This is a genomic window from Nonomuraea sp. NPDC050153, from assembly GCF_044460125.1.
In the GTDB taxonomy this organism is placed as follows: Bacteria; Actinomycetota; Actinomycetes; order Streptosporangiales; family Streptosporangiaceae; genus Nonomuraea.
Genome location: NZ_JBITJQ010000007.1, coordinates 148177 through 164106, shown reverse-complemented (window position 1 = coordinate 164106; position 15930 = coordinate 148177). Strand labels below are relative to the sequence as shown.

The 15930-nt window shown below is 70.8% G+C and carries 16 protein-coding genes; 5 read left to right on the top strand and 11 right to left on the bottom strand.

The window, feature by feature from the left end:
* Positions 1–48: 48 nt before the first annotated feature.
* On the bottom strand, positions 49–618 hold the full coding sequence (locus tag ACIBQ1_RS20065) for a TetR/AcrR family transcriptional regulator (RefSeq protein ID WP_397279383.1): 570 nt from the start codon (positions 616–618) through the stop codon (positions 49–51).
* Between the two features lie 101 nt (positions 619–719).
* On the opposite strand from ACIBQ1_RS20065, the gene ACIBQ1_RS20060 reads away from it, so the two are divergent.
* The 3 genes from ACIBQ1_RS20060 to ACIBQ1_RS20050 all read left to right on the top strand — a co-directional run bounded on the left by ACIBQ1_RS20060 (position 720) and on the right by ACIBQ1_RS20050 (position 4247).
* Positions 720–1913 (top strand): acyl-CoA dehydrogenase family protein, encoded by a 1194-nt coding sequence (locus tag ACIBQ1_RS20060; RefSeq protein WP_397279382.1) that lies wholly within the window; start codon positions 720–722, stop codon positions 1911–1913.
* Positions 1910–2950 carry a phosphotransferase family protein gene (locus tag ACIBQ1_RS20055; protein WP_397279380.1) on the top strand — a complete coding sequence of 347 codons (1041 nt, stop codon included), beginning with the start codon at positions 1910–1912 and terminating at the stop codon, positions 2948–2950. Before ACIBQ1_RS20060 ends, ACIBQ1_RS20055 begins: the two co-directional genes overlap by 4 nt.
* Positions 2951–3206: 256 nt before the next feature.
* Positions 3207–4247, top strand: a complete 1041-nt coding sequence (locus ACIBQ1_RS20050) for an NAD(P)-dependent alcohol dehydrogenase (RefSeq protein WP_397279378.1) — start codon at positions 3207–3209, stop codon at positions 4245–4247.
* Positions 4248–4509: 262 nt separating this feature from the next.
* On the opposite strand, the gene ACIBQ1_RS20045 is transcribed toward ACIBQ1_RS20050, so the two are convergent.
* On the bottom strand, positions 4510–4968 hold the full coding sequence (locus ACIBQ1_RS20045) for a hypothetical protein (RefSeq protein ID WP_397279376.1): 459 nt from the start codon (positions 4966–4968) through the stop codon (positions 4510–4512).
* 158 nt (positions 4969–5126) lie between these two features.
* Here ACIBQ1_RS20045 and ACIBQ1_RS20040 point away from each other — a divergent pair, with 158 nt between their 5' ends.
* A complete protein-coding gene (locus ACIBQ1_RS20040; protein WP_397279374.1) occupies positions 5127–6224 on the top strand; it encodes a serine hydrolase domain-containing protein in 1098 nt (365 codons plus the stop codon).
* 132 nt (positions 6225–6356) lie between these two features.
* On the opposite strand, the gene ACIBQ1_RS20035 is transcribed toward ACIBQ1_RS20040, so the two are convergent.
* From ACIBQ1_RS20035 to ACIBQ1_RS19995, 9 genes are all read right to left on the bottom strand, one after another.
* Entirely contained in the window at positions 6357–7211 is an 855-nt protein-coding gene (locus tag ACIBQ1_RS20035) for a MurR/RpiR family transcriptional regulator (protein ID WP_397279372.1), read from the bottom strand.
* Positions 7180–8106, bottom strand: coding sequence for an ABC transporter substrate-binding protein (locus ACIBQ1_RS20030; RefSeq protein ID WP_397279370.1), 927 nt, complete (start codon positions 8104–8106; stop codon positions 7180–7182). The genes ACIBQ1_RS20035 and ACIBQ1_RS20030 overlap by 32 nt, the downstream gene beginning before the upstream one ends.
* Positions 8099–8785, bottom strand: a complete 687-nt coding sequence (locus ACIBQ1_RS20025) for an ABC transporter permease (RefSeq protein WP_397279369.1) — start codon at positions 8783–8785, stop codon at positions 8099–8101. Before ACIBQ1_RS20025 ends, ACIBQ1_RS20030 begins: the two co-directional genes overlap by 8 nt.
* Positions 8786–8789: 4 nt before the next feature.
* Positions 8790–9419: an ABC transporter permease gene (locus ACIBQ1_RS20020; protein ID WP_397279367.1), complete on the bottom strand. Its 630-nt coding sequence runs from the start codon at positions 9417–9419 to the stop codon at positions 8790–8792.
* On the bottom strand, positions 9416–10522 hold the full coding sequence (locus ACIBQ1_RS20015) for an ABC transporter ATP-binding protein (protein WP_397279365.1): 1107 nt from the start codon (positions 10520–10522) through the stop codon (positions 9416–9418). The genes ACIBQ1_RS20020 and ACIBQ1_RS20015 overlap by 4 nt, the downstream gene beginning before the upstream one ends.
* Positions 10523–10591: 69 nt before the next feature.
* Positions 10592–11074: a hypothetical protein gene (locus ACIBQ1_RS20010; RefSeq protein ID WP_397279363.1), complete on the bottom strand. Its 483-nt coding sequence runs from the start codon at positions 11072–11074 to the stop codon at positions 10592–10594.
* 21 nt (positions 11075–11095) lie between these two features.
* Positions 11096–12574: an aromatic amino acid lyase gene (locus tag ACIBQ1_RS20005; RefSeq protein WP_397279361.1), complete on the bottom strand. Its 1479-nt coding sequence runs from the start codon at positions 12572–12574 to the stop codon at positions 11096–11098.
* Positions 12571–13494, bottom strand: a complete 924-nt coding sequence (locus tag ACIBQ1_RS20000) for a 3-hydroxyacyl-CoA dehydrogenase family protein (protein WP_397279359.1) — start codon at positions 13492–13494, stop codon at positions 12571–12573. The genes ACIBQ1_RS20005 and ACIBQ1_RS20000 overlap by 4 nt, the downstream gene beginning before the upstream one ends.
* On the bottom strand, positions 13491–14207 hold the full coding sequence (locus ACIBQ1_RS19995; protein ID WP_397279357.1) for a GntR family transcriptional regulator: 717 nt from the start codon (positions 14205–14207) through the stop codon (positions 13491–13493). The genes ACIBQ1_RS20000 and ACIBQ1_RS19995 overlap by 4 nt, the downstream gene beginning before the upstream one ends.
* Before the next feature lie 23 nt (positions 14208–14230).
* Here ACIBQ1_RS19995 and ACIBQ1_RS19990 point away from each other — a divergent pair, with 23 nt between their 5' ends.
* The gene (locus ACIBQ1_RS19990) at positions 14231–15874 is read left to right on the top strand and encodes a urocanate hydratase (protein WP_397279356.1); all 1644 of its coding nucleotides are present in this window, start codon (positions 14231–14233) and stop codon (positions 15872–15874) included.
* Positions 15875–15930 lie beyond the last annotated feature (56 nt).

The window sequence follows — 15930 nt, the reverse complement described above, 5'->3', positions numbered from 1 at the left end:
AATTCAAGTCTCGGCTCCCGGTTCGTGCCGCGGCCGCCGGAGGGCCGATCAGCGTCCTGAGCCCACGATGCGGAGCGCGAACTCGCTGTACTGCCACACGACGGCGTCCTCGTTGTGCTCGCCGTCATCGCGGTACCAGGCCGCCAAGCCCATGCCGAGGTCGAGGATCGCGTAGGACGCGAGCCGCTCCGAGGCCACGCGGAACACGCCCGCGGCGATCCCCGCTCGTACGAGCTCGCGAAAGCAGGTCTCGTACTCGGCGCGCAGGTCGAGCACGCGGCCACGATGAGGCTCGACGAGACTGCGAATCTCCCGGTTGCCGACGAACGCTTCACGCCGGTGCCGGGCGTGATAGCGGACGTGTGCCTCGCTCGCCCGCCGCAGGCGCTCGACGGGGTCGGTCGTGGTCGCGACCGCCGCGCGGTTGGCCGCGAGCAGCTCCCGCATCGTCGCGGTCATGATCTCGGCGAGCAGATCCTGCTTGGAGGTGACGTGCTTGTACAGGCTGGGCGCGCGCATCCCCACCACGGCGCCGATGTCGGCCATCGTGGTGGCTTCGTAGCCCTTGCCGGCGAACAACTCCAGCGCTACCGCACGGATGTGATCGAGCCTGTCCACAGCGCCTCCCCTCAGCAAACACATATTAGCCCCCAGACCTTGCACAACCATGCTTGCGCGCTACAGTTCGGCTAACGATGATTAGCCACATGGGAGGCTCCATGTCCGTCGACCTTGCCCCCAGTCCAGCTGTCGCCGATGTCGCCCGGCGTACCGCGACGTTCATCCGCGAGGTGGTGATGCCCGTTGAAGAGCGGCATCGTGGCGTCGTACGGTCGGAGGACGTCCGCAGGCATCTGCAGCAGGCCGCGAAGCAGGCCGGGATCTTCGCTCCGCACGTCGCGCGGGAGTACGGCGGGCTCGGGCTGGACATGCTCGGCCGGGCGGCGGTGTTCGAGGAGGCCGGCTACTCCCTCCTGGGGCCGCTCGCGCTCAACATCGCGGCGCCCGACGAAGGCAACATGCACCTGCTTGAGGCCATCGCCACCGGAGAGCAGAAGGAACGCTACCTGCGGCCTCTCGCTGCGGGCGAGGTCCGCTCCTGCTTCGCGATGACCGAGCCTGCCCCCGGCGCGGGCTCGGATCCGAGCGCGATCTCCACCTGTGCCACGCGAGTGGACGAGGGATGGCGTATCGACGGCCGCAAGTGGTTCATCACCGGTGCGGACGGTGCGGGTTTCGCGATCTGCATGGCGAGAACCTCAGGGCGCCAGGGCGAGGCGGGTGGCGCGACGATGTTCCTCGTCGATGCCGGCAACCCGGGCATGAACACGGTCCGCCACATCGACACCCTCGACGAGAGCTTGTACGGGGGGCACGTCGAGCTGGTCTTCGACAACTGCGTGGTCGGCGAGGACGCGGTGCTCGGTGAGGTCGACCAGGGTTTCCGCCATGCCCAGGTCAGACTGGGGCCCGCCCGTATGACGCATTGCATGCGCTGGCTGGGCATCGCACGGCGGGCGCAGGACATCGCCGTGGCGCGGGCGGCGGAGCGGCGGTTGTTCGGGTCGCGGCTGGGCGAGCTCGGCATGGTCCAGCAGATGATCGCCGACAACGAGATCGACATCGCCGCGTCCCGCGGCCTCATCCTGCGGGCGTGCTGGGAGCTCGACCGGAAGGAATCCGCGTCGCAGTCCACCGCGATCGCCAAGACCTTCTGCGCGGAGGCGATCTGGCGCGTCGTCGATCGCTCCGTGCAGATCTGTGGCGCTCTCGGCATCTCCGGCGACGTTCTGTTGAGCCGCTACCTGCGAGAGGTCCGCCCGTTCAGGATCTATGACGGACCGTCGGAGACCCACCGCTGGGCCATCGCCAGGCGGGTGCTGCGCCGGCATGACGCGCAGGCGGCGCGATGACCGGCCTGGCCCCGTCCGCGATCGACGGCCTGGACCTTCCCGCGCTCGAACGGTTCTTCGCCGAGCGCGTGCCCGGGTTCACCGGCCACCTCACCGCCGAGTTGCTGCAAGGGGGCCGGTCGAACCTGACATACCTGCTCATGGACGGGCGGCACAAGTGGGTGCTGCGCCGCCCGCCGCTGGGCGGGCTCACCCCGTCGGCGCACGACATGGGCCGCGAGTACCAGGTCGTGGCAGCCCTCGCCGGCAGCCGGGTTCCGGTCGCGCGTGCGGTCGTCCTGGCCGGGGCGGAGGTGCTGGGCGTGCCGTTCTCGGTGGTCGAGCACGTCGAGGGGGTCGTGCTCCGGACCACGGACCACCTGCTCGCGCTGTCCGACGAGGACCTCACCCGCTGCGCGTACGGATTGATCGATGTGCTGGCCGGGCTGCACGCGGTCGATCCCGCCGCGGTCGGGCTGGAGGCTTTCGGCCGCCCCGTGGGCTACCTGGCCAGGCAGCTGGGGCGCTGGCACAACCAGTGGCGACGAGTGCGGACCCGCCCCCTGCCCGACATCGAGCGGCTGCACGCGCGGCTGGCCGAGCTGTGTCCTCATGAGAGTGGCGCCTCGATCGTGCATGGTGACTATCGCATCGACAACGCCATCCTCGCCCGGCACGACCCCGCCGAGGTTCGCGCGGTGGTGGACTGGGAGATGGCCACGCTCGGCGATCCGCTGGCCGACCTTGGATTACACCTCGTCTACTCGGATCCGGCGTTCGCTCCTGTCCTCGGCGGCTCGGCCGCCTCCACCAGTGAACGCCTGCCCGCGCCCGCCGAACTCACGCAGCGCTACGCCGCGGTCAGCGGCCGCGACCTCGGCCGGCTCGACTTCTATCTCGGGCTCGGCTACTTCAAGATCGCCGTGATCGCGGAAGGCATCCACGCCCGCTTCCAGCAGGGCATGACGCGGGGATCGGGGTTCGAATCGGCCGGCCTGGCGGTCGCGCCGCTGGCCGCCGCCGGCCTCCGCGCCCTGGAGAAGCCCGCCTCCCCCTAGGAAACGATCAGCGACCGCGGTTCCGGACGTCGGCGGCAGGCGCGGTGGCGCGTCCACCGCCGGGACGCCGTTGCCACAAGGTGACCCGTGTCGGCGGATCTGGCCCCTCGGCGGCCGGCGAGCGCCGGATCGGCTACGTCGCGCGGCGGGTTTTGGTGAACTGACTTCAGTTTACTAGCATGGGAGGCGTGCTGATGTCGATCATCGGCGGCCGGGCGGTCGCCGCACCCCGTACCATGGCGAGCCGGGTGGCGCGGTGAGAGCGCTCAGGCTTCCGGGCTGGGGCATCCCAGCGATCCTCTCCGACGTCGAGCGGCCGTCCCCCCGAGACGGCGAGGTCCTGCTACGGGTGGAGGCCGCGGGCCTGTGCCACTCCGACCTGCACGTCCTCGACGCGGGTCCGGCGGGCATGCCCTTTCCGGCACCGTTCACCCTCGGCCACGAGATCGCCGGTCGCGTCGCGGCCGTGGGCCCGGCCGTGACCGACGTCGCCCTCGGCGATCCCGTCGCGGTCTACGGTCCATGGGGCTGCGGTGAGTGCCCGCGCTGTCGGGCCGGTAGGGACAACTATTGCGACCGCAGGGCGGAGCTGCCGTGGGCTGGGGCCGGACTCGGCCGCGACGGCGGGATGGCCGAGTACGTCCTCGTGCCATCGGCCCACCACCTCGAGCCGATCGGCGAGTTGGATCCCCTGCAGGCAGCGCCGATGACGGATGCCGCCCTGACGCCCTACCACGCCATCCAGCGATGCAGGCCGGCGCTGGGCGAAGGGTCGACGGTCGCCGTCATCGGCGTCGGCGGCCTGGGGCACCTGGCCATCCAGATACTCCGCGCGATCACACCGAGCCGGGTATTCGCCGTCGACATGCGCGACGAGGCCCTGAGCCTCGCCGACAGATGCGGTGCCCACCTGAGCACCCGCGTATCGGGAGACACAAGCCGGGTCCTGCGGACCGCGAGCGGCGGTCACGGCGTCGACGTCGTGCTCGACTTCGTGGGCACCGACTCGACGCTTGATCTGTCCGCCGCGAGCCTGCGCGCCGACGGGGAGCTCGTGGTGGTCGGCAGCGCAGGTGGACGGCTGAGCGTCCGGAAACCAGGCCCCCTCCCCCAGGGCGCCCGGATCTCACTACCGTTCTGGGGCACCCGCTCCGAACTCACCGAGGTGATCTCGCTCGGCCGTTCCGGCGCGCTCCACGTCGAGGTCGAACGGTTCCCGCTCTCCGCTGCCCTTGAGGCGCTGGCCCGGCTGCGCACCGGACAGCTGAAGGGACGAGCCGTAATGGTGCCCGACTGACGCGTTCAACATCGGCTCTGACGCGCTCCGGAACCCCGTCGATTTGATCAACGCGGTTGAGCTGGGTCGGCCATGTGTCGGCTCCTCTGTGGTGTCCTTTTGGCGCGGAGGTCTTCGATCTGCTCCTCGGTGCCGTCAGAGCCGAGCAGTCGCCACGTCCGTGTCTCGCCGGAGGCGCCGGGCGGCAGACCCGCGCGCGTGCCGCCCGGCGCGGCTCACCAGCGGCACGACCTCGACACCATGACCACCGAGCCGGGCGAGGTCACCGTGTGACGACCGCTGTCTCCTCCGTGTCGATGGATCCGCTCCCAAAGAGCGCGGTGACTGCCGCGCCACCGGCGAACGCCGTCGCCAGTGCCATCGCCAGTGCCGTCGCCACGATCACAGGCCGCCGCCAAGCCGCGTGCCGCGAGGGCGCGGCGACCGGAGCGGCAGCCGTCCCGTCGGCGATCTTCGTGCGGGCGGCCGCCCAAGCCCGTACGTGCTCCTCGCCGAGGCCGCAGCCTCTGACGAACGCGACGAGGAGTTCCTCGCGTGGCAGCCGGTTCTTGCCGAGCATGGTGGAGGCGGTGGAGGAGGGCAGCGTCTCACCGGCGGCGGACGCACGGCGTTCGAGCTGCCGGAAGCTGAGGCCGCACCAGGTTTTGAGGGCGCGTAGCCCGGCCATGAAGGTGGCCTCGTCGGTGGCTGCCGCCGGTGAGGGCGGTGGTGTGATGGTCATGGTCGCCCCTTGGGCCAGTAGCGATCGATTGCCTGCCGGTGTACGGCGCTGAGCCGGCCGTACAGCGTCCCGCACAAACGCGGACACCCGGACATGTTGATCAGTTCCGGCCTCGTCGGTCAACTTGTGACCCCCGGACAATCACTTGTGGAGGTCATATGAGCCGGATCCGCACCGGCGTGCTGCTGATGGTCGTGCCGGCCCTGGCCGCGTGCTCCCCGGCGTCCGACGAACCGGTCGGCGATTTCCTCGCTCGCACGCTTCCCGAGGGACCTGGCGCTACGGTCATCGCAGCGCGCGGCGATCAGATCTCCTACTGTCAGGGCTTCGGCCTGGCCGACCGCGACGCGCGGGCCGCCGCGACCTGCGACACGGTGTACGACGTCATGTCGATCACCAAGCAGTTCACCGCGGCCGCGATCCTGAAGCTGGAGATGATGGGCAAGCTCCGGACGAGCGACCCGATCAGCGCGTATCTCGGGCCGGTCCCCGCCGGCAAACGCAAGATCACCTTGCATCATCTGCTGACGCACACGGCAGGCTTGGTCGAAGGGCTCGGCGACGACTATGACGTGCTGTCCCGCGACGACATGCTGGCCAGGGCGCTGGCATCCAAGCCGATGTCGGCACCGGGAGTGGGATTCCACTACTCCAACGTGGGCTACAGCATGCTCGCCGCGATCGTCGAGAAGGTCTCCGGCCTGGGCTACGAGCGATTCCTGGCGACCTACCTGTTCACTCCCGCGGGCATGACCAGCACCGGGTACGTGCTGCCCCGATGGAAGCCTGGCCAGGTCGCCGTGGAATACGACGCCAAGGGAAACAGCAAGGGCCGCCCGTACGAGCATCGGTGGGCGACGGACGGCCCGTACTGGAACCTGCGCGGCAACGGCGGCATGCTGTCCACCGCACGCGACATGTTCCGCTGGCACCGCGCCCTGACCGGTGATGCCGTCCTCTCGGCGAGCGCCAAGGACAAGCTCTTCACCCCTTACGTGCGGACGCCCTCCTCGGAGGAGTCGTACGCCTACGGCTGGAGCGTCCGCGACACCGGCGACGGGCGGGTCGCCTGGCACGACGGCGGCAACTCCTGGTCGCTGGCCGCCTACGTCAGGTCCCTCCACGACGGCGTCATGGTGTTCTGGGTCAGCAACCACGCCTACCGGCAAGGGCGGTGGAACCTCGAAGACCTGGCCTCTGACCTGACGCTGGGCATCATGAACCGTACTCGCTCCGGCTCGGCCGCCACCGCCTGAGCCGCGTGCAGCACCCGCACCTGGGGTCCCGCCTCGAACGCGCCGCGGTGGAACGGGTCGAAGATGCCCGGGCAGGAATGCCGGTCCGGGCCGCCGAAGACGGGCGCGTCCTGGGCTTGCCCAGGACGCCATTCAGTCGGTCAGAAAGAGTTTCCGCTCCGCGGCCCTGCTCTCGAAATCCTCCAGCGGTGCCGCGGGCAACATGTTGATCATCATATGCACCAAGGCAGCGCACAGGACGGCGGGTGCGGCCTGCGAGTCGAAGGCGAAGCGCGAGCTCACCGGCGCGGTCAGCACCACGTCGGCCTGCTCGGCCACCCCGCCGACGGCGTGGTCGGTGACCAGCACGATCCGCAGCCCGCACCGCCGGGCCCAGCTCAGCCCCTCGCGCAACTCGCGGGGATAGCGGGGCAGGCCGAACGCCAGCAGCCAGGTGGCGCCCGCCTCCGCCGCCCGGCTGAGCCGGTCCTCCAGCGTCGACCCCGGCGCGTCGATCACCCGGATGTCGGGGTGGGCCTTGGCCGCCAGAAACCCGAACAGGGACGCCAGCGGCGCGGAGACCCGTAGCCCGACCACGGGGAGCGGCCGGGAGGCGGCCAGCACGGCGGCTGCTTCGGCGAGCCGGCCCGGATCGTCGAGGCTGTCGCGCAGCCGCTCCAGGTTGCGGATCTCGGAGTCCACCATCGACTGCAGTTCGCTGCCGGCCTGGGGGCGGACCCCCTCGCCGTCCGTGACGGCCGCCCGCAGGTGGTCGCGGAACTCGGGGAAACCGGCGAACCCCAGGGCGGCCACGAACCTGGTCACCGACGGCTGGCTGATCCCGACCGCCTTGGCCAGGTCCATGCCGTTGAGGAAGACCGCCTCGCGGGGATGGTCCTGCAGGTAGCGGGCGATCCGCCGTTGCGAGGGTGAGAGCCTGTGCCCGTCGAGGAGCTCCCTCAGCCGCGCGGAGACGTCAGACGAGTCCCATGCTCTTGAGCCATTCATCGGCAACGTCCTCAGGGTCTTCCTTGTCCACGTCGGTGCGGCGGTTCATCTTGACCAGGTCCTCGGTGGTGAGCTTGGCGTTGAGCTCGGTGAAGGCGGCGGTCAGCTTGTCGGTCACCTTGTCCGCGCGGACCAGCGGCACGATGTTCTCCGTCGGCGCCAGGTGCTTGGGGTCCTCCAGCACGATCCAGCCGTTGTCGGCGATCGCCGGGTCGCTGCTGAATCCGTCGGCGACGTCGACGTCGCCGTTCTTCAGCGCGGCCTTGCCGAGCGGCCCGCCCACGTCGAGCGGCTTGAACTCCTTGAACTCGATGCCGTACACCTTCTTCATGCCGACCACACCGATGTAGCGGGTCTTGTTCTCGGGCGGCGCGCCGTACACGAGTTGCTTGCTGACCTTGACCAGGTCCTCCATCGACTTCAGGTTGTACTTGGCGGCCGTCTCCTTGGTGACCAGCCACACGGTCTGGTCCTGGGCCGGCGCGTAAGGGAGAACCTTGAGCTCTGCCGGGAGGGCGGCGGCCAGCGCCTTGGCCTCGCCGTCGCCGTCGGAGGACTTGGCGTTGGGGTCGAGGTAGGCCATCAGAGCGCCCTGGTACTCCGGCAGAATGTCGACCTCGCCGCTCTTCAGCGCCGGGAAGATGATCTCCCGGGAGCCGAGGTTGGGCTTGACCGTCACCGTGTAGCCCTTGCTCTTCAGCAGGCCCGCGTACACGTAGCCGAGCGTGATGTTCTCGGTGAAGTTGGCGGTGCCGATCACGATCGTCTCACCGCCCGATGAGCCCGACGCGGACGCGGACGTGGTGGCGGACGGCCCGGCCAGCGTTGTGGTGCCGCCGCCGCAGGCGGTCAAGGTCAGGACCAGGCCGGCAAGGCCGGCGCTCAGTTTACGCATGTGCTTCCTTTCGGGTGTCACGGAGTCCCCGGGGGGTGAGGGCCCGTTGCAGTGCGGCGAGCAGGAGGTCGGTGGCGATGGCGAGGACCGCCACGGAAGTCGCCCCGGCGAGGACTTGAGGAAGGTCCCGCTGCGCCAGCCCGTCGAAGAGGTAGCGGCCGAAACCGCCGAAGCTCACGTAGGCGGCCATCGTCGCGGTGGCGATGACCTGGATCGCGGCCAGGCGGATGCCGGTGAGGATCAGCGGCGCGGCGACGGGCACCTCGACCTGCCACAGCCGTTGCCAGCCGGTCATGCCCATGCCGCGTGCCGCGTCCCGCAGTTCCGGCGGCACCGCCGCCATGCCGGCGTAGGTGTTGGTCACGATGGCCGGTACGGCGAGCACGACCAGCGCGATGTAGACCGGCCACAGGGAGAGCCCGCTGACCAGGAAGACCAGGGTGACCACCCCGATCGTGGGCAGTGCGCGGCCGAACCCGGTGGCGTTGACGGCGAGGAAGGCGCCGCGTCCCGTGTGGCCGATGGCCAGCCCGATGGGCAGGGCGATCAGGGCAGCGGCGAACGTGGAGAGCGCGGAGTACTCCAGGTGCTCGGCCAGGCGGGCGAGCAGCCCGTCGCCTCCGGTCCAATGGGCCGGATCGGCGAACCAGGACAGAATCTGCCGCAGAAGTTCCAGCATGACGTCACCGCCTCGTCCACGGGGTGAGGCCGCGCTGGACGCCGACCAGGACGGCGTCGGCGACCACGGCGAGCAGGAGGGTGAGGGCGATGCCCCCGATGATCGGCTCGGCGAAGTTCCGCTGCAGCCCGTCGGCGAACAACTGGCCGAGCGCGCCCTGACCGATGACGAGCGCGACGCTGGTGAGACTGATGGTCATGATGGTCGCGATGCGGACCCCCGCCATGATCACCGGTAGGGCGAGCGGCAGCTCGACCGCGATGAGCACCCGGGCTCTGCCGTACCCCATGGCTCTGGCGGCCTCGCGGACGCGCGGCGGGACGGCGGCGAGCCCTTCGACGATGTTCCGCACCAGAACCACCAGCGAGTAGAGGGTCAGGCCGATGACGGTGGTGGTGAGGCTCAACCCGGTGAACGGCAACAGCAGAATGAACAGCGCGATCGACGGCACCGTGAAGATCACGCTGGTGATGCCGAGGATGAGCCCGCGCAACCGGGGAACCCGGTGGGCCAGGATGGCGAGCGGAAGCGCGATCAGCAGCCCGCAACCGACCGAGATCACCGTGGTGATCACGTGTTGCAGGGTCAGCTCCGCCATCTCGTCGACGTGGCTGGCGAACCAGGACCATCTCACGTGGCCACCTCCTGACCGCCGTCGCCGATCACTGTGGAGCGGTGGGCCGCGGCGGCCCGCAGGACGTCGCGCTCGGAGGAGACGCCGGCGACCTTGCCCTCGGCGTCGACGCGGACCACATGGCCGCGCGGTGAGGAGACCACCGCCTCCAGGGCGTCCAGGAGGGTGCCTCCGTCGCGGACGGTCGCGACCGGCAGGCTGTTGCCTTCGGCGTCCACCCACGCGTACGGCCGGCCGTCCGCCTCGACGGCGACCATCCAGCGGATTCCGGCCCCGGCGGCGGTCGCGGCCACCGTCTCGGCGGGAGCGTCGCGGGGGACGGTCGTCACCGGGAGGGCGGGCACCTCCTTCAGCGAGCCGAGCGACAGCAGCCGGAGGCCGCGCTGGGCTCCGAGGAACTCCGCGACGAAGTCGTCGGCGGGGTGGGCCAGCAGTTCGGCGGGGGTGGAGTACTGCACCAGGCGTCCGCCCTGGCGGAAGACCGCGATCCGGTCACCGAGCCGCACCGCCTCGTCGATGTCGTGGGTGACGAAGACGATGGTCTTGCGCAGCTCCTTCTGGAGGCGGAGCAGCTCATCCTGGAGCAGGGTGCGTACCACGGGGTCGACGGCGCCGAACGGCTCGTCCATGAGCAGGATGGGCGGGTCGGCGGCGAGTGCTCTGGCCACGCCCACCCGCTGCTGCTGGCCGCCGGAGAGTTGGTGCGGGAACCGGGTGGCCATCTCCTGCGGGAGCCCCACGATCTCCATGAGCTCCGTGGCGCGGGCCCGCGCACGCTTCTTGTCCCAGCCGAGCAGCCGCGGCACGGTGGCCACATTGTCCAGGACGGTCCTGTGCGGGAACAGGCCGCTCTGCTGGATCACGTAGCCGATGCCACGGCGCAGCGTGTTCTCGTCCAGCGTGGCGATGTCCCGCCCACCCACGGTGATCGTGCCGGAGGAGGCCTCGATCATTCGGTTGATCATTCGAAGGGTGGTGGTCTTCCCGCAGCCGGACGAACCGACCAGGACGGTGGTCTCCCCTTCGTGGATCTCCAGGTCGAGGGCGTCCACGGCGGTCGTGCCGCCTGGATAGACCTTGGTCACCGCTTCGAATCGGATCACGGTTTTCCCCTTGAATGGAAAGATTCACTTAGAATTCCGACTGAAAGGGGTCTTTCACTTCAGAGCATGTTAATTCTGGGTAAATGTGAGCGATTCCAGGAGGTTCGGGCTGGGTGGTGAGCCCTCGTCGGGCGGGCCCGGCGTCCGCTGCAGCAGCCCGTCGACCACGTCGTAGTAGCCGATGGCGCGTAGCGGCGGCGAGTAGACGTGGATCGTGATCGCCCCCGCCTCGTGATCCATCCGGTGAATGCCCGAACCGGGGAGCGAGAACGACTCGCCGGCGCCGTAGGCGCGCACGCGGCGCACGCCGTCGATCGGCAGCCCCTCGTTGGTGACCCTGCCCTCCAGGACGTAGATGCCGACCGCGGAGCCGTCGTGGTCGTGGTAGCCGGTGTCCCGGCTCTCCCACCAGGTGTTGAGCCAGGCAACCGACTGCTCGTCCTCCCAGAGCAGGAGGTAGGAGCCCGGTCCTTCCCTTGACAGCGTGCCGGTGTCGAAGTCGGCCGCGGCGCGGCCGGCGCGTTCGGCGCATTCTGCGGGTGTCAGGTACATCGTGCTCCGTTCTCGGTCGTATCAGGGCAGCTCGTCGCTCGTGAGCCAGCTTTGGAGCGCGTCGATGTCGCCGTCGGCGGCTTCCGGGGTGGCGACCGGGATCGACCTGCGGGTGGCCTGGTAGGCCCGCAGCGTTCCCTCGCCGAGCTCACCGGTGATGCCGCGCAGGTCGATGGCCTGGGCGGCGCAGATCAGTTCGACGGCGGCGAGCCGGATGGCCAGGCCGGCCATGTCGTGCAGGCGGCGCGCGGCAGTGGGCGCGTTGGTGATGCGGTCTTCGATGCCGGCGGCGATGCCGCTGGTCGGCTGTTCGAGGGTGACCGGCTGGGCCAGCAGCCGGGCCTCCGCGGCCAGGCTGGCGGCGCCGTTGGCGACGATCGCCAGGCCGTCGTCGGGAGAGCCGGGGTCCGGCCGCAGCCCGGTGGTCAGCCCGGTGAAGGAGCCGTCGAGCAGCTTCTGCACCCGCTCGCCCGCGATCGTGACCGCCTGGGCGAGACCGAGCCGCGCGTAGTCCAAGCCGATGGCCACCGGGGTGATGTCATGGTTGCCGGTGGAGATGGCCCGGTCCTCCTCGGCCAGGACGATGGGGCTGTCTCCTGAGGAGGCGAGCTCGACTTCGAGGTTGTCGCGGCAGTGCCCGAGTGCGGCCCGCGCGGCGCCGTGGGTCTGCGGCACCACCTTGAACGCCAGCGGATCCTGGAGCATCCGCGGGCGCCGGGCCCCGGTCAGCAGCCCGCCGCCACGCAGCAGCTTGTGCAGGCGTTCGACGGTCTCGGCCACGCCGCGGTGCGGGCGGACGGCGGCGACCGCGGGGTGCATGGCGTCGACGTTGCCGCAGAGCGCCTCCAGGGAGGTGGCGGCGGACACATCCAGCGCGCGCAGTGCCAGGTCGGCGCGATGCAGGCCCAGACATGCGACGCCCATGGAGTAGGAGTTGGCGCAGACGATGGCGTGCGCCTCGCGCGGCTGGAGCACGATCGGCGAGTAACCCGTGGCGGCCAGCGCGGCGCCGTCCTCGCCGTAGCCGATGAGGGCCAGGCCGATCTCGGCCAGCTGGCTGAGATCGGCCTGGCCGATCGACCCGAGCTGGTGGACGCGGGGTGTGACCGGACTGTCCAGCGCCGTGCAGAACGCCTCGGCCAGGTCCGGCCGCACACCCGCCACGCCGACGGCCAGGCCCGCGGCGCGGACCGCCATCACCGCCCGCACGAACGGGGGCGGCGCGAGCTCGCCGTGTCCGACCCGGTGCGCGCGCAACAGCCTGACCTGGAACTCCGCCTGCGCCTCCGGTGCCACCGAGATGGTCTTGATCGCCCCGACGCCGGTGGTCAACCCGTAGACCGCGTCGCCGCGCGCGAGGGCGCCCTCCAGTACGGCGCGCGAGGCCAGCATCCGCTCCCTCGCCGCCCGACCGAGCACGATCCGCCTGCCGTAGGCGACGGACACCACGTCCTCCGGCCGCAGCGGCCCCTCCCCCAGCACCAGCGGCGCCTCGGTCACCGGGATCCCCCCTCATCGTTGACCGGGGCCTCGTTGACCGGGGCCTCGTTGGCCGGGGCCTCGGTGAGCAGGGCCAGGATCGCGTCGCGGCGGCGGGTGAGCTGCCGCACCGCGTCCGGTCCATATGTCCCGCAGAGTCCGGCTCCGCCCTTCATCCCGGTCTCCCCTCGTTCACGGGCCTGCTGCAGCAGCTCAGGAACGTCCGTCTGCCGGGAAAGCACGGGAAACAGCTGCCCGGCGACGGCCTCGTGGACCTCCAGCCCCGCCGCGTCCATGGTGGTGAACGGTCCGATCGCCGCCCACCTGGGTCCGAGGCCGTCGACGACGGCCCGATCGACGTCGGCGACGTCGCAGACCCCCGCCTCGACCAGCGCGTACGCCTCCCGCAGCAGCGCGTACTGCAGCCGGTTGGCGATGAACCCGGGTACGTCCCGCCGTACCGTCACCGGCCGCTTGCCGACCCGCTCGGACAGCGCCGTGAGGCGCTCCAGCGTCTCCGGCGCGGTCCGCGGCCCCCCGACCACCTCCACCAGCGGGACGAGCTCGGCGGGATTGAACCAGTGCCAGCCGGCGAACCGTTCAGGGCGGGCCAGCTCGCCTGTCAGGTCGGCCAGGCGCAGCGAGGAGGTGTTGGTCGTCACGATCCCGTCCTCGGCCAGGAGCGCCTCGGCGCGGGCGAGCACGTCGCGCTTGGCCCCGGCGTCCTCGGCGATCGACTCCACCGCGAGCGTGAATGGACCGCCCGGTTCGCCGGCCACCACGGAGACCGGCCGTCCGGCGCCCCTGCGGGCGATCTCGGCGCGCACCTCGTCCACCACCGAGGCCCGTCTGACCTGGACCACGGTGTCGATGCCGGCCGCCGACAGGCAGGCGGCGATCCCCGCGGCCATGGTGCCGCCACCGACGACGAGGGCTCTCATGACCAGAACCGCTGGCTGTCGAGGTAGGCGAGGAGGATCTCGCCCGCGTTCCGGACATGATCGCGCATGGCCCTGCGGGCGAGCGTCGCGTCGCGTGCGCGCAGTGCCGCGGCGATCGTCTCGTGCTCGGTGACGTTCATCGTCGTCAGCGCCGCCTGATCATGGCCCAGCGCTCGCCAGACGGAGTCGCGGGGAAAGAACGCCCGTAGCTCCTCGATGGTCTCCACCAGCCGGCGGTTGCCCGACGCCCGGTGCACGCAGTGGTGGAAGGCCGTGTTCCAGGTGGCGACGGCCGCGTCCAGCTCCGCCTCGTCGAGGTGCTCGGCAGCGGCGACCGCCTCGGTCAGCCGAGACTGCGCCCGATCGAGCTCGTCCAGATCCTTCTCAGCGGCGCGGGCGCAGGCCAGCTCGCAGGCGAGCCCCTCCAGGTCGGCACGCAACTCGTACACGTCGGCCACCTCGGTCCTGGACGGCACGCGCACCGTGGCGCCCCTGTTGGGCGCCACCACAACCAGGTTCATCGCCTTGAGCTGGCGGAGCGCCTCTCTGATCGGGGTACGGCTGACGCCGAACCTGACCGCGAGCTCCTCATGCTGGAGACGCGCCCCGCGCGGCAGCTTGCCGTCGAGGATCTCGGCCCGCAGCCGGAAGGCGATCTCGTCGGCCAGCGCCCTGGGGTGCACGGAATGCTGCTCCGGGGGTTCCGCAATCATGGCCGGGACATTACTTTGCATCCATGGATGCAATCAAGAGGACGGGGGAGCCTGCGCCCCGAGGCGACATTCTGCGCTGCAAGGGCTGGGAGCAGGAGGGCGTGCTGCGCTGCCTGCTCAACACGCTCGACCCGGCGGTGGCCGAGGACTCCGCCCGGCTGATCGTGTACGGCGGGCAAGGGCGGGCAGCCCGCTCCTGGGCCGATGTCGACGCGATCGTCGCCGCCCTCGAACGGCTCGGCCCCGACGAGACGCTCCTCGTCCAGTCCGGCAGGCCGGTCCTGGTCCTGCCCACCCACCCGGACGCGCCACGCGTCCTGATCTCCACCGCGATGGTCGTCCCCGCCTGGTCAGGGGCAGAGGAGTTCCGCCGCCTGGAGGAAGCCGGCCTGACCATGTACGGCCAGATGACCGCGGCGTCCTGGTTCTACATCGGTACGCAGGGCATCCTCGGCTTCACCCACGAAACCCTCGCGGCCATCGCCCGCCGCCACTTCGACGGTACGCTCACCGGACGCCGCGTGGTCACCGCGGGGCTCGGCGGGATGGGCGGCGCCCAGGGCCTGGCCATCGCCAACCTCGGAGGGCGGGCGCTCCTGGCCGACGTCGACCGCGACCGGGTGGAACGGCGGCTCGCGACCGGCTGGGTCGACCGCATAGCCCCCGACTACGCCGCCGCGGTGGCCGACCTCACCGGATCCGCGGACCCGGCCGCCATCGCCCTGATCGGCAACATCGCCGACGTCCTGCCCAGGCTGGTGGCCGACGGGATCGCCGTCGACGTCGCCACCGACCAGACCGCCGCGCACGACCTGGACCGCGGCTACATCCCGCTCGGCTACGACGTCGAACAGGCACAGGCGGAGGACCCCTCCTCTCCCGCCTACCGCTCCGCCGTACAGGCCACGCTGAAAGCGCACGCGGCCGCGCTGCTGGCGCTGCGCGAGCGGGGCACGATCGTCTTCGAGTACGGCAACAACCTGCGTGCCCAGGCCGTCGCCGCCGGCGCGGAAAGGGCCGCCGAGATCCCCGGTTTCGTGGCCGAGTACGTCAGGCCCATCCTGGCCAGGGGCGTCGGCCCCTACCGCTGGATCTGCCTCAGCGGCGACCCCGCCGACCTGCGGCGCAGCGAGGAAGCCGTCCTGGAGGTCGCGGGGACCCCCGGCCTGGAACGCTGGTTCGCGCTGGCCAGGAAGCGCGTCACCCCGCAGGGGCTGCCCGCGCGAATCTGCTGGCTCGGCCTCGGCGAGCGCCACGCCGTCGGCCTGCGCCTCAACGACCTGGTACGGAGGGGCGAGATCGGCCCGCTCGCGCTCGGCCGCGACCACATGGACCCTGCCTCGGTCGCCTCACCGACCAGAGAGACGGAAGGCATGCGCGACGGCAGCGACGCCATCGCCGACTGGCCGATCCTCAGCGCCCTGCTCAACACCGCCCAAGGCGCGACCTGGGTGGCCGTCGGCAACGGCGGCGGCGTCGGCGTCGGCCGCAGCGTCCACAGCGGCCAGGTGGTCGTCGCCGACGGCAGCGCGCTGGCCGAACGCAAGATACGCCGCGTCTTCTGGGCGGACCCTGCTCTCGGCGTCGCCCGTTACGCCGACGCCGGCTACGAGGAGGCGCTCAGCCAGGCCCGCCGGCACGGCCTCGACCTCCCAAGACAGCCGTGACCAGCCACCACAGGTACCGTCCGGCGCTTCTTGATGCCGTCGTCTTTCATCACGCC